Origin of the sequence: Flaviramulus basaltis (assembly GCF_900114265.1) — a bacterium.
GTDB lineage: Bacteria > Bacteroidota > Bacteroidia > Flavobacteriales > Flavobacteriaceae > Flaviramulus > Flaviramulus basaltis.
The window spans coordinates 1-18,748 of the sequence record NZ_FPKV01000006.1; the positions used below are offsets into that span (position 1 = coordinate 1).

Sequence of the window (18,748 nt, forward strand, 5' to 3'; positions counted from 1 at the left end):
GATGGGGATAACAATTTTAGATTTTTAGGTACGCCAGGAACTTACTTTTTAACTATAGATACAGTTACCAAAACCATTACTTTGGAATAATAAAAATAATTTATTAAACATTCTCTCAATAAAAGGGAATAACAGTTAATTTTATTGTTCCCTTTTTAACTTTTAAAATCTATGAAAATGAAACTTTTACCTGTAATATTATGTGTAATTCTTGCTATTTCTTGTTCTTCACAAGGATCAGATACACCAGTAACGGACGATGATTCAATAGATGAAAATCCAAACAATGGCAATGGAAATATAGATTTTTATTATGGAGCAGACCTTTCTTATGTCAATGAAATGGAAGATTGTAGTGCTATTTATAAAGATTTGAATGGGACTATAAAAGATCCTTATAAAATATTTGCTGAAGCTGGTACCAATTTAGTTCGCTTACGCTTGTGGCATAACCCGACTTGGACTAACTATTCCAATTATAATGATGTTAAGAAATCAATACAACGTGCAAAAGCAGAAGGCATGCAAGTATTATTAGATTTTCATTATTCAGATACATGGACCGATCCTGAAAAACAAGAAATCCCTGCAGCTTGGTTAAGTGAAATAGATAATACTGAAGCTTTAGGTAATTTACTTTATAATTATACTTATAATACTTTAAATGATTTAGCAAGTGCAAATCTATTACCAGATATCGTGCAAGTGGGTAACGAAATTAATCCTATGATTTTACAAGAGGGTGAATTGCAATGGCCAATAGATTGGGCAAGAAATTCATCACTAATAAATAAAGGAATAAAAGCAGTACGAGATATTTCATCACAAAAAAACAAAGAAATAGGAGTGATGTTACACATTGCACAGCCGGAAAATGGACTTTGGTGGTTTGAGCAAGCAACAACAGCTGGGATTACAGATTATGACTGGATTGGTTTATCATATTACCCTTTATGGTCAGATTATAAATTAAATAATGTTGCTATACCTTTAAAAACATTAATAGATACTTATAAAAAACGTTTAATGATTGTAGAAACAGCTTATCCATTTACTCTAGAAAATGTTGATTCAGCAAACAATATTTTAAACGAAGAAGCTTTAATTTCTGGTTATCCCGCAACTCAGCAAGGACAATTAGATTATTTAAATACATTAAAAACTAAAGTAGTAGAAGCAGGTGGAGAAGGTTTAATTTATTGGGAACCAGCATGGGTTTCAACTAATTGTTCAACGCTTTGGGCACAAGGTTCACATTGGGATAATGCTACTTTATTCGATCATGATAAAAAAGCTACTTTAGGGTTAAGTTTTTATAACGGATCTAAAAATTAAAAATAAAACTTGTAATTCATCATCGTCACCATTATAAAAATATGCAACAAGTAAAAAATCTTTTATATATATGCTTTGTGTTATCTCAAATATCTTTTTCTCAAGTAAGAGAAGTTAAAGAGTTAGATGTTAACTGGAAATTTCAAAAAGGAAATTTAGAAAATGCTTATCAAGTAAATTTTGATGATTCAAAATGGGAAACGGTTACAGTACCTCACGATTGGGCTATAAAAGGACCTTTTGATAAAAAAGTAGATATACAAACGACTGCTATTGTGCAAAATGGTGAAAAAGTTGCTACCGAAAAAACAGGAAGAACAGGAGCATTACCTCATGTTGGTTCTGCTTGGTATAGAAATAAATTTGTTCTTTCAGAGTATGAAAAGAATAAAAAAATCATTTTGCTTTTTGAAGGCGCTATGAGTGAGCCTAAAGTTTATCTTAATGGTAAAAAAGTAGGTGAGTGGGCTTATGGATATAGTTATTTTTATTTTGATATTTCTGAACTAATAAAGGATGGTGAAAACACTTTAGCAGTAAAATTGAATAATGAGGAGTTTGCATCACGTTGGTATCCAGGAGCTGGATTGTATAGAAAAGTATCGGTAATTGTTAAAAATAAAGAAAGTATTAATCAATGGGGAACATTCATCACTACACCATTTATCAGTAAAGATTTAGCAAAAATTAATATAAAAACTAAAGCATCTGGGAATAACACCAACTTATTAACCACAATTTATGATGCAGCAGGAAATGAGGTTAATTCAAATAATTCAGAAATAAAATTTGGTAATGAATTTGATCAAAATATAAAAGTTGAAAATCCAAAATTATGGAGTCCAGAAAGCCCATATCTGTATACTGCTGTTTCAAAATTATTTGTGGGTAATGATTTGAAAGATGAAATTACAACACGTTTTGGTATTCGAGAAATAAAATATGAAGCTAAAAAAGGGTTTAGTTTAAATGGTGAAGTAAGAAAATTTAAAGGGGTATGTTTACATCACGATTTGGGACCTTTAGGAACTGCAATTAACAAGGCGGCGTTAAGACGACAATTAACTATATTAAAAGATATGGGCTGTGATGCCATTAGGAGCTCTCACAATATGCCATCTTTAGAGCAATTAGAATTGTGTGACGAAATGGGTTTCCTGTTTTTAGCTGAAAGTTTTGATGAATGGGCAAAACCAAAAGTGAAAAATGGCTATAACAGGTTTTTTGATGAATATGCAGAAAAAGACATTGTAAATTTAGTACAAGCCACAAGAAATCATCCTAGTATAATAATGTGGAGCGCAGGAAATGAAGTGCCAGATCAATGGGGAGATGAAGGTGTAAAGCGAGCAAAATGGATACAAGATATTTTTCATCGTGAAGATCCAACTCGTCCTGTTACTGTAGGTATGGATCAAGTAAAAGCAGTTATGGAATCTGGATTTGGAGCTTTATTAGATATTCCTGGTTTGAATTACAGAGTGCATTTATACGAAGAAGCTTTTAAAAAATTTCCTCAAGGCTTTATTTTAGGTTCAGAAACAGCATCAACAGTAAGTTCTAGAGGTATTTATAAATTTCCTGTTGAAAAAGCATCAATGAAGCAATATGATGATTTTCAATCTTCATCTTATGATTTAGAATATTGTAGTTGGTCTAATTTACCAGATGATGATTTTGTTCTCCAAGACGATAAACCTTGGGTTATTGGGGAGTTTGTATGGACAGGTTTTGATTATTTAGGAGAACCAACACCTTATGATGAAATGTGGCCTTCTCGCAGCTCTTATTTTGGTATTAATGATTTAGGAGGATTACCAAAAGATAGGTTTTATTTATATAGAAGTAGATGGAATACTAAAGAAGAAACATTACATATTTTACCGCATTGGAATTGGAAAGGTCGTGAAGGTGAAATAACGCCAGTTTTTGTATATACTAGTTATGACAGTGCAGAGCTTTTTGTAAACGGTAAAAGTATGGGGATTCAAAAAAAGAACTCATCAACGCCTCAAAATCGTTATCGTTTAATGTGGATGGATGTTAAATATGAACCAGGAACTGTAAAAGTAGTAGCCCTTGATAAAGAAGGAAAACCTATTGCTACAAAAGAAATCCATACTGCAGGAAAACCATATAAAATTGTTTTAAATCCAGATAGAAAAATAATTAAGGCAGACGGAAAAGATTTATCTTATGTAGAAGTTTCTGTGGTAGATAAAAATGGTATTTCATGTCCAACAGCCACAAATCAATTAAAATTTAAAGTATCAGGTAAAGGAGAATACAAAGCGGCTTGTAATGGTGATGCAACATCGTTGGAGTTATTTCATTTACCAACTATGAAGCTTTTTAGTGGCAAATTGGTTGTTTTGGTTCAATCTCTAAAAGAAGCAGGAGATATTAAATTAACAATTACAGGTAAAGGCTTAAAAACAGCACATGTTGTTATAAATTCAATTGAATAGAAATTATAAATTAAATCTTGCTTAGTTTTTATTTTTCTTAGTATAATGATTTTAAAATTTGTAGTTTTTTAAAATACCTACTTCAAATTTGTTTTAATTGTAGTTATAAATAATTGTTTTTTGCTTATTCTTTGCAAGAATAACGTCTTACAAAAGCTATTTACTTAAAAGTAAATAGTACTCTTCTTATTAATTCGTTATTAATTTCTCTATAAAAACGAAAACTACTATTTACAATTACTTAAATTTTATGAAGTGATTTATTAGATGTATCTATTAGTTAGTAAATTGATATTTAGTGGTTTTATGTATGGTAGTCTTACCGTAGTTTATCCTTTTTCTTAACAATTAAAACTTCAATTAGATTTAATATTAATTAAAAATTATAGTTGTTATCGAAAGAGAAAACTTACTTTGTAAAGTATTATGTTTTATTTAAGTGTTTGTTTACAAAATTTATTAGTATATTTTGTGAGTAATTTCCCGTTGAATTATTGTAGTATTACTTGTAGCTAATAATATTTGAGTAACAACCCTATGTTGGTTGATACGGAACTTAATTACAAAATAATTATTATTTATTTCTGATTAAATTTTTGTTAAAAAGGGGACATAATCGAATATAAGAGATTAAAAGACAACTACTTTTTATGAGTAACACAAATATTCCAAAACAGAAAAAAGCAGAAGCGTTTCTTATAAAAAATGAGAAATACTTAGAGAATATTATTAATAAAATAGGAGATCCTGTTTTTGTTAAAGATGATCAAAGTCGTTTACTTCTAGTTAATGATGCTTTTTGTGATATTTTTAGTGTCAAAAGAGAAAATATAATTGGTAAAACATTAGTTGAAAATGTAACACCAGAAGAAAAGGAGAAGTTTTTAATTATAGATAAACAAGTACTTGCCACTGGTGTAGAGAATGTTAGTGAAGAAAGCTTAACTATTAAAAATGAGGGTACAAAAATAATTTCTACAAAAAAAACTAGATTCATTGATAACCAAGGAAATAAGTTCCTAGTAGGTGTATTAAGAGATATTACTGAGCGTAAAAAGGCAGAAACAGCCTTAAAATCTGCAAAAGAATATTCAGAAAGCTTAATAAATTATATGCAAGAAGGACTGGTGGTTTTTGATATGCATACAGAAATTATTAGTGTAAATGCTTCGTTTTGTAAAATGTCTGGTTTTTCTGAAGAAGAACTTATAGGAAAACAATGTCCATATCCATTTTCCCCTCCAGAAATAGAAGATGAGTCTAATATACGACATGAAAAACTTGAAAAAGGAGAACTGATTGATAGTTTTGAAAGTGTTTACATGCGTAAGGATGGAAGTCGTTTTAATGTAGATGTAATGATATCTTGCATTAATGATTCTGAAGGGAATATGATTGCTTATTTTGGAACAGTTATAGATACCACAGAGAGGAGGAAGGCTTCACGAGAGCTTAGAATGGCTAAAGAGTTTACAGATAAGCTAATCATGTCCATGCAAGAAGGATTAGTTATAGTTAATCTTGAAGGACAAATAGTAATGATTAATGATTCTTTTTGTAAAATATTAGGTTATTCTAGAAAAGAACTCATAGGAATTAATTTACCTTATCCTTTTGCTTCAAATGATGATTTTAATAAAATTGAAAGTTCAATTAAACAGATTGTAAAAGGAGAAAATTTATCACTAGAATTTGAATTTATAAAAAAAAGCGGAGAAAAGTTTTTAGCGTCGTTTTTAACAGGGAATATAAAGAATAACAAAGGAGAAGTTATCGCCTTGTTTGGAACAATGAAGGATATTTCAGAAGAATTCAAGATTAAAAAAACGCTAGAAGATATTGCAATAAAATCCAACCAAAAGAAAAATGTTATTTTAAAGTTAGCAGGTCTTGTTGGAGAAGGTTTTAAAACTTCATTGAAGAAAATTACAAAATTAGCAGCTAAAACGTTAGATGTAGAAAGAGTTAGTGTTTGGAGTTTTAATGATGATGCAAGTGTAATTTCTTGTGAGAAGTTATATGTTTTAAAAAGTGGAAAATATACAAGTGGAATAAAAATAAAAAAAATAGACAACCCTAAATATTTTAAAGCTCTAGAAAAAAACCAAACGATTCTTATTAATGATGCACAGAAAAATAATATAACAAAACAGTTTACAAAAAATTATTTAGTTCCAAATAACATTAAATCCCTTATGGATGTTTTTGTTAATAGCACAAATGGCTATTATGGTATTATTTGTTTTGAACATGTAGGAGATACACTTAGAGATTGGACTTCAGATGAGCAAGAATTTGCTACTTCAATTGCAAGTATAGTGTCCTTGATGGTTGAAAGTACTGAACGAAAAGTTGCAGAAAGTGAATTAAAATCAGAGAAAGAATTTTCAGAAAAACTAATAACTTCATTACACGAAGGCTTATCTGTTGTAGATTTAGAAGGTAAACATATAAAAGTTAACGCCGCTTTGTGTAAAATGACAGGTTTTACAGAAAAAGAATTGTTAGGTATAAAACCACCATTTCCTTATTGGCCACCAGAAGAACAAGATAAAATTTATAAAGAATTTAAAAAACCATTAGAAAATCTGGGTGTAAATAAGGAGTTTGTTTTAATGAGAAAAAATGGAGAACGCTTTCCTGTTTCATTATCAGGTTCTTATATTGAAAATGCAGAAGGAGAAATAATAGCTTATTTTTCAACCATAATTGATATAACAATTAGAGTTAAAGCAGAAAATATATTAAAAGAAAACATAAGAATATCTGATCAAAGAAAAAATAGTATAATTGAATTAGTTAGTCTTATTGGAGAAGACTTCAATTCGTCTTTAAAAAAAATAGCAACAACATCTGCAAAAGCTCTTAATGTAGATTTAGTAACTATTTGGGAATACAAAAATGATAAAACAGAATTATTAAGTAAGCTTTTTTTTAATTCAATAGAAAATAAATTTGATGAAGAGGGATTATTAATTAAAAAAGAAGATTTCCCAAAATACTTTAATGCGTTTAAAAATAGTAACAGTATAAATATTACTGATGTTATTAATAACCCAATAACAAAGGCATTTTCTGATAAATATTTTATTCCTTATGATATTTCTTCACGTATTGATGTGCTTGTACATGGAAGAAATGATCATTATGGAATTATTAGTTTTGAAAGCACAGCCACCAAAAGAGTTTTTACTATTGAAGAAGAAAGCTTTTTAACATCTATTGCAAGTACAGTGTCGTTGATGGTAGAAAGTTCCGAGCGTAAATTAGCTGAAAACAAAATAAAAATGGCTAATAAAAAACTTACAGAAGCCAATAAAGAGTTGAATGTTTTACGAAATCAATTAGAACAAGAAAACGTTTATCTTAGAAATGAGTTAGATTTAGTATTTAACTATGAAGAGATGGTTTATGGAAGTGTCGAGTTTAGCAATGTACTAACTGAAGTAGAAAAAGTTGCTCCAACAAATGCTACAGTATTATTATTAGGAGAATCAGGTACAGGAAAAGAGTTATTAGCCAGAGCAATTCATAATACAGGTTTAAGAAATAGCAAGCCATTAATTAAGGTGAATTGTTCAGCAATACCAAGAGAGCTTATAGAGAGCGAACTTTTTGGACATAAAAAGGGCTCATTTACAGGAGCTTTTAGTGATAAAATAGGTAAGTTTGAATTAGCCGATGGAGGAACTTTGTTTTTAGATGAAATAGGAGAGTTACCATTAGATATGCAACCAAAAATTTTGAGATTTTTACAAGAAGGAGAAATAGAAGTAGTAGGAGGGGTTGGTTCAAAAAAACTAAATGTTCGAGTTATAGCGGCTACTAATCGAAATCTTAAAGAAGAGATTCAAAAAAAGCAATTTAGAGAAGATTTGTATTTTAGGCTTAATGTATTTCCTATTGAAGTTCCTCCTTTAAGAAATAGAAAAGACGATATTCCATTATTAGTAGAGCATTTTGTAGACAAGTTTAATAAAGCATACGAAAAGAATATTAAGTATATATCTGATGATGCTATGAATCAACTTAAATTACATAATTGGCCAGGAAATATAAGAGAATTAGAAAATTTAATTGAGAGAGCTTTAATATTATCAAATAGTGATACTTTACTAATACCTGGTTTTGAAACACCTATACAAAAAGCAAAACAACTTATAAATAATAAAGATTTATCTTTAGACGCAATTCAGCGTAATCATATTCTTCAAGTATTAGAGCAATGTAAATGGAAAATTAGTGGACCAGAAAGTGCATCAATTTTGTTAGACTTAAAACCTAGCACTTTACGTGATAAAATGGCTAAACTAGGAATAAAAAAACTTACATAAATAGTAGCGGTATTCCGTCATTCTTCAATTTTCATTCAATATAAGCACGGTATACCGACACTAAAAAACATTTTAAAAAAAACACGTAAATTATAAATATCTCATAATCAGGCATTTGTTTTTATTTTTTGTTTAAAATAATTTCTGGCATCCCTATTGAAATACGTTTTTCAAAATAATATTAATGAAAGACGAAACATTAAAAAGAAATATTTTATTCTGGATAGACCAAAATATAATTTACTGCAAAATAAGTAAAAATGTTGGTAAGAATAATATTGGAGTAGAGTTAGAAGATACTTTTTCTCAAGCTATTACAATGTTGTCTTATGGGAAATATATTCCTATTCTAATTAATATAAGGGAAATAAATTTTTTAACATCCATTAGACTATTTATATATCTATCAAACAATTTAGCAATTAAAAATTTAGTGCTATCTAAAACATTTTTAGTTGATTCTTTTGCATTGAAAATTCTTCTATTTCTCTATAGTCTTACAATCGATACTATTGTACCCAATAGAGTCTTTAACATTCATAGTTCTGCAATTAAGCATTGTAATAAAAAATATATGGAGTTTAACATAATTGGTTAATCTAGAAAATAATATGAAAAACGTAATTAAAATAGGAAATGCGAAATTCTGGACGGATTATAATGATATTCTTTATTGCAAGTTTAATAATGACAATCCTAGTTATAAATTAGACTCAGATAAAGTAAAATTATACATAAGAGCCATTACTAAAATATGTAATGGTAAAGCTATGCCATTCTTAATAGATGCAAGGGATTCTCGCGGTACATTTTCATCTTCAGCAGCAAATTTATTTGCTAAAACACCAGCCTTGGCAGAATTAAAAATTTCTGAAGCATTTATTCATAATTCTATAGGAATTAAATTACTAATAGGTTCTTATAAAAGAATTTATGATCCAATTACACCATTTGGTGTTTTTAACGATATGGTAACTGCTCTAGAGTATTGTATAGATACGAAAAACGATTTTTATGGAAGCAATTAAGTATTACTTTTTAAATAGTTTTAGTGGTAGTATACAGCCTTTAATTAGATATTAAGTTGAAACTAAATACAAAGTTTTATAGATAAAAATACTAAAATGTATATACTATCCTAATCAACTAACATGCAAGATGTTAATAGATCTAAAAAGAAAAAATATTGTATTGTTATTATAAGCAAACCATTAACCTTAGAAAGTTTCAATAAAAGCTTAACAAACAACAACCTTTATATAAACAAATATGATTACCTAGAACAAGGTGTTAATATTATTAAAAATACCCAACTGAACAATCACAAACTTATTTAATTCATTCTTATGGAAAAGAAATACTTTATCTGTAAAATTCTAATCTTTTTTAATTTCATCAATGGCTATTCTCAAATAGTTAATAAAGGGATTTTACAAATTTCATCTTCAACAAATGTTTACTTTGAAGAAGAATATATAAATACAGTAAGCGGTGTTCATAACAACAACGGGAATCTTTACTTAAATAGCAATTTTATAAATAATGGTAAAACATCATCATTATCTGGTACAACTCATTTTGCGAGTTCCACAAACCCTGAAATAAATATTTCTGGTTTAACAAATGCTCTTAATTTATATAATTTAGAAATTAATATTACAGCTCTAAATACGAAAGGTATTTTAGTAGCAGATAATTTTGAACTAAATGTAGTTAATTCAATTAATTTTGTAAGTGGAGATATGCGTTTAGTTGGGAAATCTCAATTAATTCAAACTCATTTAGGTGCTAATATAAATAAAGTTACTTCAGGTAAAATATTAGTTGATCAACAAAGATATTCATCAGCATATAAGTTTAATTATTGGTCTTCTCCAGTAAATAATAGTGGAGGATTTTCTTTATTTGGAGGTAAATTTGATGGTACAGATTCTAGTGTAAATGCATTTAGACCCCAACAAATATTATTTAATTCTGGGGCTCATTATAATGGTACAGCCACTGTAGTTGATGCGGGAAGTAATGTCATTACACCACTTTCAATTAATACCAATTGGTTATACAAATATTTTAGAGGATCAGGCTCTTATGCAGGTTGGGTAAATATAAACCAAAATAGTGTTTTAAACCCTGGAGTAGGATATACTATGAAAGGAACTAACACTGTTTCAGAAAAACAAAACTATGTATTTTATGGGGAGCCAAATAATGGTGAATATTTATTACCAATAAGTATTGGAGAAGAGTCTTTGTTGGGAAATCCATATCCATGTGCTTTAGATGCAAAAAAATTTATACTTGATAATTTACTAATACTTGATGCATTGCATTTTTGGATAGACGGTGGTTCAACATCACATATGTTATCAGGTCATTTAGGAGGCTATGCCACACGTAACTTAACAGGAGGAATTCCGCCTTCAATATTATCTCCATTAATTAGTTCAGGTTCTGTTACAACACCAAAACAATTTGTACCAATTGGTGAAGGTTTTTTTGTTGAAGCATATGGGACTGGATCAATTGTTTTTAATAATTCACAAAGAGTTTTTAAAACGCAAACTTCTAGTGATGAAATTTTTAATAAAAATACAAATGAAAAAAAGATTCAAAATCAATATATAAGAATTGGTCACGAAGATCCTGAAGGATTTCACAGACAATTACTATTAGGGTTTTTACCAAATTCTACTGCAGATATAAAATATAATCATGGCTATGATGCTATAATGAAGGATGCTAGAGAAGATGATTTGTTTTTTATTATTGAAAATGACCTAGATAAAAAATATGCCATACAAGGGTTAGATAGTTTTGTTGATACTATGGAGTTTCCATTAGGGATATTAATAAAAGAATTAGGTAACCAGCAAATTATGCTTGATAATGTTGAGAATTTTACACATACAGTGTACTTAAAAGATAAGTATTTAAATACGACTCATAATTTAAGTGAATCTAGCTTAAATGTTAATTTATCAATAGGAGAACATTTAGATAGGTTTTCAATAGTTTTTTTAACTCAAAACACATTATTGATTAATAACAATCAAATTGAAACTATTAAAGTTTTATACGATGGTAAAGAAAATATTATTGTTGCCAATAATAAGAATTTGGAAATTAAAAACATTATAATTTTGAATATGTTAGGACAAGAAATTTTAAAACTTAATAAAAATATAAATAACCAAAGCAAAATCATAATTCCATTTAATAAAGATAATGGAGTTTACCTTGTAAACATAGAAACGGATAATAGTAAAATAACTCAAAAAATCTTAAAAAATTAGTTATTAAAATTTTAAAAATCAAATTATTATGCTAAATCCAGCATTAGTTATTTGTTTAAATCGACTTTACTTATAAATTATTTGCTGTTTTAATTAAACAACATAACCATTAGGTGACTTTATTTTATATTTGTTAGGAACTATCATTTAAATTGGACCTAACAAAAATAAATAACTATGAGTATTCAATGGAAAGGTGTTATGCCAGCTATTACAACACAATTCACAGCAAATGACGAGTTAGATTTAAATTTGTTTAAAATTAATGTAAAAGCACAATTAGATGCAGGTGTTCATGGGTTAGTTTTGGGAGGTACTTTAGGTGAAGCAAGTACTTTAACAGATGAAGAGCGAAGGGTTCTAACTAGAGAAACAGTAGCATTTGTAAAAGGAAAAGTACCTGTTTTAATGAATATTGCAGAGCAAACAACAAAAGCGGCAATAGAATTAGCTAAAACAGCTGAACAAGACGGAGCAGAAGGATTAATGATGCTGCCACCAATGTGCTATAATGCTAGTAATGAAGAAGTAGTAGAATATTTTAAAGCAGTGGCAAATAGCACTTCTTTACCAATTATGATTTATAATAATCCTATAGATTATAAAATTTTGGTCACTTTAGATATGTTTGATCAATTAATAACAGCTTGTCCAAATATTCAAGCAGTTAAAGAATCTACACGAGATACCACAAATATTACCAGAATAAAAAACAGATTTGGAGATAGGCTAGCCATCATGACAGGAGTAGATACGCTTGCTTTAGAAAGTTTATTGCTAGGAGCAGATGGTTGGGTTGCCGGTTTAGTAGATGCTTTTCCAGCAGAAACGGTGGCTATTTATGAATTACAAAAAGCAGGAAGAATTAAAGAAGCTATAGATATTTATCGTTGGTTTATGCCATTATTAGAGTTAGATATTCATCCTAAATTAGTCCAATATATAAAATTAGCATCTGTTCATACAGAAATTGGTGCTGAATATGTTAGAGCTCCAAGATTAGTATTGCAAGGAGAGGAGCGCATTAAAATTGAAAAAATAATTAAAGATGCGTTAGCTATGAGACCATCGTTACCAGATTACAAAAACTTAAATTTATTAGTTTAGAATTTAATGAGTAGAAATACCTTTGTATGTATTGATGCACATACCTGCGGAAACCCAGTTAGGGTAATTAAATCTGGTGGACCTGATTTGATTGGGAAAACCATGAGTGAAAAACGTCAACATTTTTTAAAAGAATACGATTGGATTCGTAAAGGATTAATGTTTGAACCTCGTGGGCATGATATGATGAGTGGTAGTATTTTATATCCGCCTCATAATCCAGAAAATGATTTTTCTATTCTCTTTATTGAAACATCAGGATGTTTGCCAATGTGTGGACATGGTACTATTGGCACAGTAACAATTGCTGTTGAAGAAGGTTTGATAACCCCAAAAACACCAGGTAAAATTAGAATGGAAGCGCCTGCTGGATTAGTAGAAATAGAATACAAACAAACTGGAAACAAAGTAGATTGGGTTAAATTAACGAATGTTAAAAGCTATTTAGCTGAAGAAAACCTCACTATCGATTGCCCAGAATTAGGAGAAATTATTTTTGATGTGGCCTATGGCGGCAATTATTATGCAATTGTAGATCCGCAAGCAAATTTTGAAGGTGTTCATGCATATTCAGCATCCAAAATAATTCAATATTCTCAAGTTGTGAGACAGCGAATTAATGAAAAATATCCTAATAAATTTATTCATCCAGAAAATGAAACAATTAAAGATGTTAGTCATATACTTTGGACAGGTAATCCAATCGATTCTACATCATCAGGAAGAAACGCAGTTTTTTATGGAGATAAAGCCATAGATCGCTCACCTTGTGGCACAGGAACTTCAGCTAGATTAGCTCAATTATATACCAAAGGGAAATTAAAAATTCGAGAACCATATATTCATGAAAGTTTTATAGGAAGTAAGTTTACAGGTCGAGTAGAAAAAGAAACTATTTTAGATGGTAAACCAGCAATAATACCTAGTATTCAAGGTTGGGCAAAAATTTATGGATACAATACTATTATAATTGATGATAATGATGATCCTTATGCATACGGATTTCAAGTAATTTAATATGTCGAAAAAAGTAATTATTATTGGTGGTGGTATTATAGGACTATGTTCTGCATACTATCTTCAAAAAGAAGGTCATGAAGTTCTTATTATAGACCAATCCAATATGAATGCTGGTGCTTCTTATGTTAATGCAGGTTACATTTCTCCAAGTCATTTTATTTCATTGGCAGCTCCAGGTATAATTTCGAAAGGGATTAAATGGATGTTTGATTCTGCTAGTCCATTTTATGTAAAACCCAGATTAGATTTAGAATTTTTAAAGTGGGCAGTAGCTTTTAAAAAATCGGCAACTAAAATTAAAGTAGAAAAGTCAATATCGGTTTTAAAAGATATTAATTTATTTAGTAGAGATTTATACGAAGATTTACAGCATTCGAGAATTTTTAATTTTCATTACGAACGTAAAGGGTTGTTAATGTGTTATCAATCTGATAAAGTAGGGGAAGAAGAATGGAAAGTAGGAAAGCGAGGTATCGAAGAAGGTTTAGGTGTTAAACATTTGTCTAAAAAAGAGGTTAATTTACTTCAGCCAAAAGCAAATTTAAATATAAAAGGAGCTGTTTATTATGATTGTGATGCTCATATGACGCCTAATAACTTTATGAAAGATATGGTCTCTTATTTAAAAGAGAATGGTGTTATTTTTCATAAAAACGAAAGCGTGAAAGATCTACAGGTATCTAACGGAACAATTAAAAAAGTGATTACAGATAAAAGAGAATTATTGTGTGATGATGTCGTATTATCTGCTGGAAGTTGGAGTCCATTAATAACAAAAAAACTTGGAATTAAAATTCCTTTGCAAGCAGGAAAAGGTTACAGAATAAATGTAGAAAGAGAAACCAATATTACCATTCCTGCAATATTATGCGAGGCAAAAGTTGCTGTAACTCCTATGGATGGTTTTACAAGATTTGCTGGTACTATGGAAATTGCAGGGATTAATCATAATATTAATCATAAAAGAGTTGATGCAATAGCTGATGCAGCAAAAAGATACTATAATAACTTAGAAATTACATCTAAAGAAAAAGATAATGCTCAATGTGGATTAAGACCATGCACACCAGATGGATTACCTTATATAGGTAAATCATCAAAATGTAATAATTTAACTATAGCAACAGGACATGCCATGATGGGATGGAGTTTAGGACCCGCAACAGGTATGCTTGTTTCAGAAATCATATTTAATAAAAAAACAAGTTTAAATACAGAAGCATTCAATCCTGATAGATGTTTTTATTGAGTAGAATAGCATCAAAATAAGACAATTATCTGAATGAAAAATGATTAGATTATATGTAATATAAATATCTAATATCTTGGAGTTTATACTTTTTATAGGATTATAAAGCTTGATTATTTTTTATATAATTGAAAAAAAAGGAAAAAAAATCGACCAAACGCTTGTTTTTTACGATTAATTACATAAATTTGCTAACTAAACCCTTAAGTATTAAACATGAAAATGAAGATAATTTTACTCAGCTTTAGCTTTTTTTTAATAGCAAGTATTGGTTTTGCACAAAAAACCAATGCACCAAAAAGTATTATTAGTGAAAAAGTAGCCATTAAAAAATACCATAATAAGGAAGAACTTGAAGGTATGCAAAAAGGTCAATTATTGACCTTATATATTGAGCGTATTGAAAGTCTTGTTAAAACATTGCCTTATATAGCATTTGCTACTAAACCAGGGGTAACAATGACAACTTTGGGTATTCCTAATACGAATGATAATAGAAAAATACTAGATAGTCAATTTGAAGCAACAAGTGATTTTGTTGAAGCAACGATAGAGTTTCAACATAGTATACTACCATATTCTGATACAAGAAATTTAATTGGAGCTATACTGTTTTATGAAGAAATAATGAAGTCATTACATGAGTATAGTGAATTTCATTAGAGAAAAACATTAGTAATGTATTAAGGTATTTGAAAAGAAATATAAGAAATTATGTTTCTTTTTTTATTTAATATGAGTCAGTTTTAAATTTTTACTCTCCATAATTACTATGTTTAAAAAAAAAACATATTTAAATTAAAGATTAAAAGTGCATTTCGTCGATTATTTTAATTAAAAAACTACTTAATTTATGTATTTTATCGAAATAATTGGTATTTCATGGATTTTTTTCTATTTTTGATTAATAATTTAAGCTAAATCTAAAATTAAACCTAAACCTATTGCTATTAATAATAAAATTATAACTATGAAAAATTTCACTAAAATGTTATGGATATTTCTACTTGTATTTGGAAATATTTATTCTCAACAAGAAAAAGGAATAGTAGGCGCTGACAATTGGCTAAGCAATTGGGCAGAGTTTAAACCAAATTCTAAAGATTACGACGAGCCTACACAAATATTAACAGGAAATATTACTGAAAACACAAAGCTTTACAAAAGAGATGTTTATTTATTATTAGGTAATGTTTTTGTAACTAATAATGCAACTCTTTCAATAGAACCAGGAACAGTAATTATTGGCGATTTTGATTCAAAAGGGTCTTTGACTATTAGTAGGGGGTCAAAAATAATTGCAGACGGTTTAGAAACAGATCCTATCATTTTTACTTCAAAAAGAAGTGTTAAAAGAGCAGGTGATTGGGGAGGGATAATAATTCTTGGAGATGCACCAACTAGCAAATTTGGTAATGGTTCTGTAGCATCTTTTTATCCAAGACTAGACCCATCTTCTTATAAAAATGCAAATTATGGTGGAGATAGCATTAGTAGTTCTTCAGGAATTTTAAAATATGTAAGGATAGAGTATGCAGGTAAAAGAATTAAAAATGTAGGCTTTTTTAACGGTTTATTATTGGCAAGTGTAGGGCGTAAGACTGTATTAGAAAATATAATGGTAAGCCATGCAGCTGAAGATTCTTTTGAAATATGGGGAGGAGAATTAAATTTAAATAAAGTTGTATCCTATAGAGCAAATGGAAATGACTTCAAATTTAATTACGGAGCGCAATGCAATGTAACTAATTCATTAGCAATTCGTTCGCCATACGTTTCAAGTAGTGAAAGAGCTAGATGTATGCAAATTATGGCATATAATAATAAGCAAGAAGTAGATTTTACCAAAAAAGGGACAAATGTGATAGCCAAAAACTTAACATTATTAAATTTAAGTGAAGATTTAGAAGGAGATATTAAAAAAGGTTTGGTTAATGAAGCTGTTTACATAGGTGAAAATGCTAAGTTAGATATGAATAAGAGTGTTGTTTCTGGATTTAATCCAGCAGTAATACTAGAGGACAAAATTAGAATTAACCAAGAAAGCTTAGAAAAAATTAAGTTTACAGATATGTATTTCAATAATTGTAATGGAAACATTTTTGTAGAGAATAATACTAATAATGAGGATTTGGAAAATTGGTATGGCAACAGTGCTTTTTTTAATGTGTATTCAAAAGGCTCAAATGCTGAAACATTTATCGATTTGAAAAATGAAAAAAGACCAGATTATAGATTACGTATAAATAAAATAATTGCATCAAATGAAGTTGATTCAGATTTAAGAGTAGATTAAAATAGTAATGTTAATCGTATTCCTAGTTTAATATATGTGTGTGATTTCTTTAAACTTTCCCGATTGTTTTACAAAGAAATAAGCTTCGAAAGATTTACTGATTAAATAAGCAACTATTTATTATTAAATAAGTGATGTTTTACTTATGAAATGTAGTAGGTTATTGGTTTCAAGATATTTTATTATTTACTAAAAAAATTTGAATGAAGAATTTTACTATTATTTATTTACTTGCTCTTCTTTTTACTCTTTGTGTATCTGAAAATATCAGTGCTCAAATAGTAATAAGTAAACCTAACTTAGGTTTTACACAAGCATGTGCAAGTCCGTCATTTAATGATTATAATGTAACATTTACTTTTTCACCTGTATCTGGAGTATCTGCATCAAATCAGTTTATAATTGAACTTTCTGATGAAAACGGCCTTTTTGATAGCCCAACTACAGTTTACACGTCTGCTGAAGGTTCTGTAACTACATCACCAGTTACATTTACTTTTTCTGTACCCACAACTATAGCTGGTGAAGCTTTTAAAGTAAGGGTTAAGAGTACATCTCCAGCTGCAACAAGCTCATCTTCAGTAGCTTTTTCTGCATATTATAAAATACAAGACACGCCATTTTCAATAAATAATTTAATTGCAACAGGAGCTTATTGTTCAAGTGGAAGTTATTTGTTAACAATTGATAATCCAGGAGATATAAATAATGATTCTCCATTGCAATACCCATCACTTACTTTTAATTGGTATAAAGAAACAAGCGCTACAACATCTGTTTTTGTAGATTCAGGAGAAACATTATCTGTTAGCGAACCAGGAATTTATTTTGCAGAAACTAATTATGGGACATGTACCTCTAATTCCTATTCAAATAGAGTAACTATAACCGAATCTGATTCAGAAACTACATCCGAAATTATTTCAAGTTTAGGAAATTCATATTGTTCAAACGATGGACCAACAACATTAAGTACCATTAGCGGACTAAGTTATCAATGGTTTAAAGATGATTCAGAAATTTCTGGAGCTACAGATCAAACTTTTGAAACAAATGAATCAGGAACTTATACTGTTAAAATTAATTTAGGAGATTGCTCATCAAGTGCTACAATAGACCTTGATAATGGCGGTTTTTCAAGTAGTATTGATGTTCCAGAAAACACTTCAATAGAAGAGGGAGAAACTTTGTTTGCGACACTAACTACAGATGCTATTAATCCTGAATTTGAATGGTATTTAAACGATGTTTTAATTCCAGGCGAGATTAATAATTCTTATGAAGCTACCCAAACAGGAAGTTATAAAGTAGTTGTTACTCAAACAACAGGTTGTGTTGCATCTAACGAGTTTATTTTTGTAATAACAGAGCCTTTTCCAGACGTAGCAGATATTCCAAATTTAATTAGCCCTAACGGTGATGGAATAAATGATACATGGATAATTCCTCAAGAATATGTTAATGGAGCTAATGCAGAAGTTATGATTTTATCTTCTCGAGGTGAAATTGTATTACAAACTAATGATTACAAGAATAATTGGCCAGAAAACGAATTGAATTTTATTGATGTGAACCCGGTTTACTATTTCATCATTAAAACAACTAATAACCAAACCAAAAAGGGTTCTATAACAGTAATAAAATAA

General features: G+C 29.1%; 12 protein-coding genes. All 12 read left to right on the plus strand.

The features are described 5' to 3' along the window. Window positions 1–177 precede the first annotated feature (177 nt). A complete protein-coding gene (locus BT151_RS17395; RefSeq protein WP_072403648.1) occupies window positions 178–1,335 on the plus strand; it encodes a glycoside hydrolase family 53 protein in 1,158 nt (385 codons plus the stop codon). Between the two features lie 41 nt (window positions 1,336–1,376). Continuing rightward, window positions 1,377–3,803 carry a DUF4982 domain-containing protein gene (locus BT151_RS17400; RefSeq protein ID WP_072403649.1) on the plus strand — a complete coding sequence of 809 codons (2,427 nt, stop codon included), beginning with the start codon at window positions 1,377–1,379 and terminating at the stop codon, window positions 3,801–3,803. 650 nt (window positions 3,804–4,453) lie between these two features. Next, a complete protein-coding gene (locus BT151_RS18740; protein ID WP_084648016.1) occupies window positions 4,454–8,137 on the plus strand; it encodes a PAS domain S-box protein in 3,684 nt (1,227 codons plus the stop codon). A 184-nt stretch (window positions 8,138–8,321) separates the two neighbouring features. After that, complete coding sequence (locus tag BT151_RS17430; protein WP_072403650.1) at window positions 8,322–8,735, plus strand: DUF7793 family protein; 414 nt, start codon at window positions 8,322–8,324, stop codon at window positions 8,733–8,735. Between the two features lie 13 nt (window positions 8,736–8,748). Continuing rightward, a complete protein-coding gene (locus BT151_RS17435; protein WP_072403694.1) occupies window positions 8,749–9,165 on the plus strand; it encodes a DUF7793 family protein in 417 nt (138 codons plus the stop codon). Between the two features lie 318 nt (window positions 9,166–9,483). Further along, complete coding sequence (locus tag BT151_RS17440; protein ID WP_072403651.1) at window positions 9,484–11,430, plus strand: T9SS type A sorting domain-containing protein; 1,947 nt, start codon at window positions 9,484–9,486, stop codon at window positions 11,428–11,430. Window positions 11,431–11,607: 177 nt separating this feature from the next. Then, window positions 11,608–12,537: a dihydrodipicolinate synthase family protein gene (locus BT151_RS17445; RefSeq protein ID WP_072403652.1), complete on the plus strand. Its 930-nt coding sequence runs from the start codon at window positions 11,608–11,610 to the stop codon at window positions 12,535–12,537. Between the two features lie 6 nt (window positions 12,538–12,543). After that, window positions 12,544–13,554: a 4-hydroxyproline epimerase gene (locus BT151_RS17450; protein ID WP_072403653.1), complete on the plus strand. Its 1,011-nt coding sequence runs from the start codon at window positions 12,544–12,546 to the stop codon at window positions 13,552–13,554. A gap of 1 nt (window position 13,555) precedes the next feature. Next, window positions 13,556–14,806 carry an NAD(P)/FAD-dependent oxidoreductase gene (locus tag BT151_RS17455; protein ID WP_072403654.1) on the plus strand — a complete coding sequence of 417 codons (1,251 nt, stop codon included), beginning with the start codon at window positions 13,556–13,558 and terminating at the stop codon, window positions 14,804–14,806. A gap of 216 nt (window positions 14,807–15,022) precedes the next feature. After that, the gene (locus BT151_RS17460; protein WP_072403655.1) at window positions 15,023–15,469 is read left to right on the plus strand and encodes a hypothetical protein; all 447 of its coding nucleotides are present in this window, start codon (window positions 15,023–15,025) and stop codon (window positions 15,467–15,469) included. Between the two features lie 307 nt (window positions 15,470–15,776). Then, a complete protein-coding gene (locus BT151_RS17465; protein WP_072403656.1) occupies window positions 15,777–17,102 on the plus strand; it encodes a hypothetical protein in 1,326 nt (441 codons plus the stop codon). Window positions 17,103–17,305: 203 nt separating this feature from the next. Then, window positions 17,306–18,748, plus strand: a complete 1,443-nt coding sequence (locus BT151_RS17470; protein WP_072403657.1) for a T9SS type B sorting domain-containing protein — start codon at window positions 17,306–17,308, stop codon at window positions 18,746–18,748.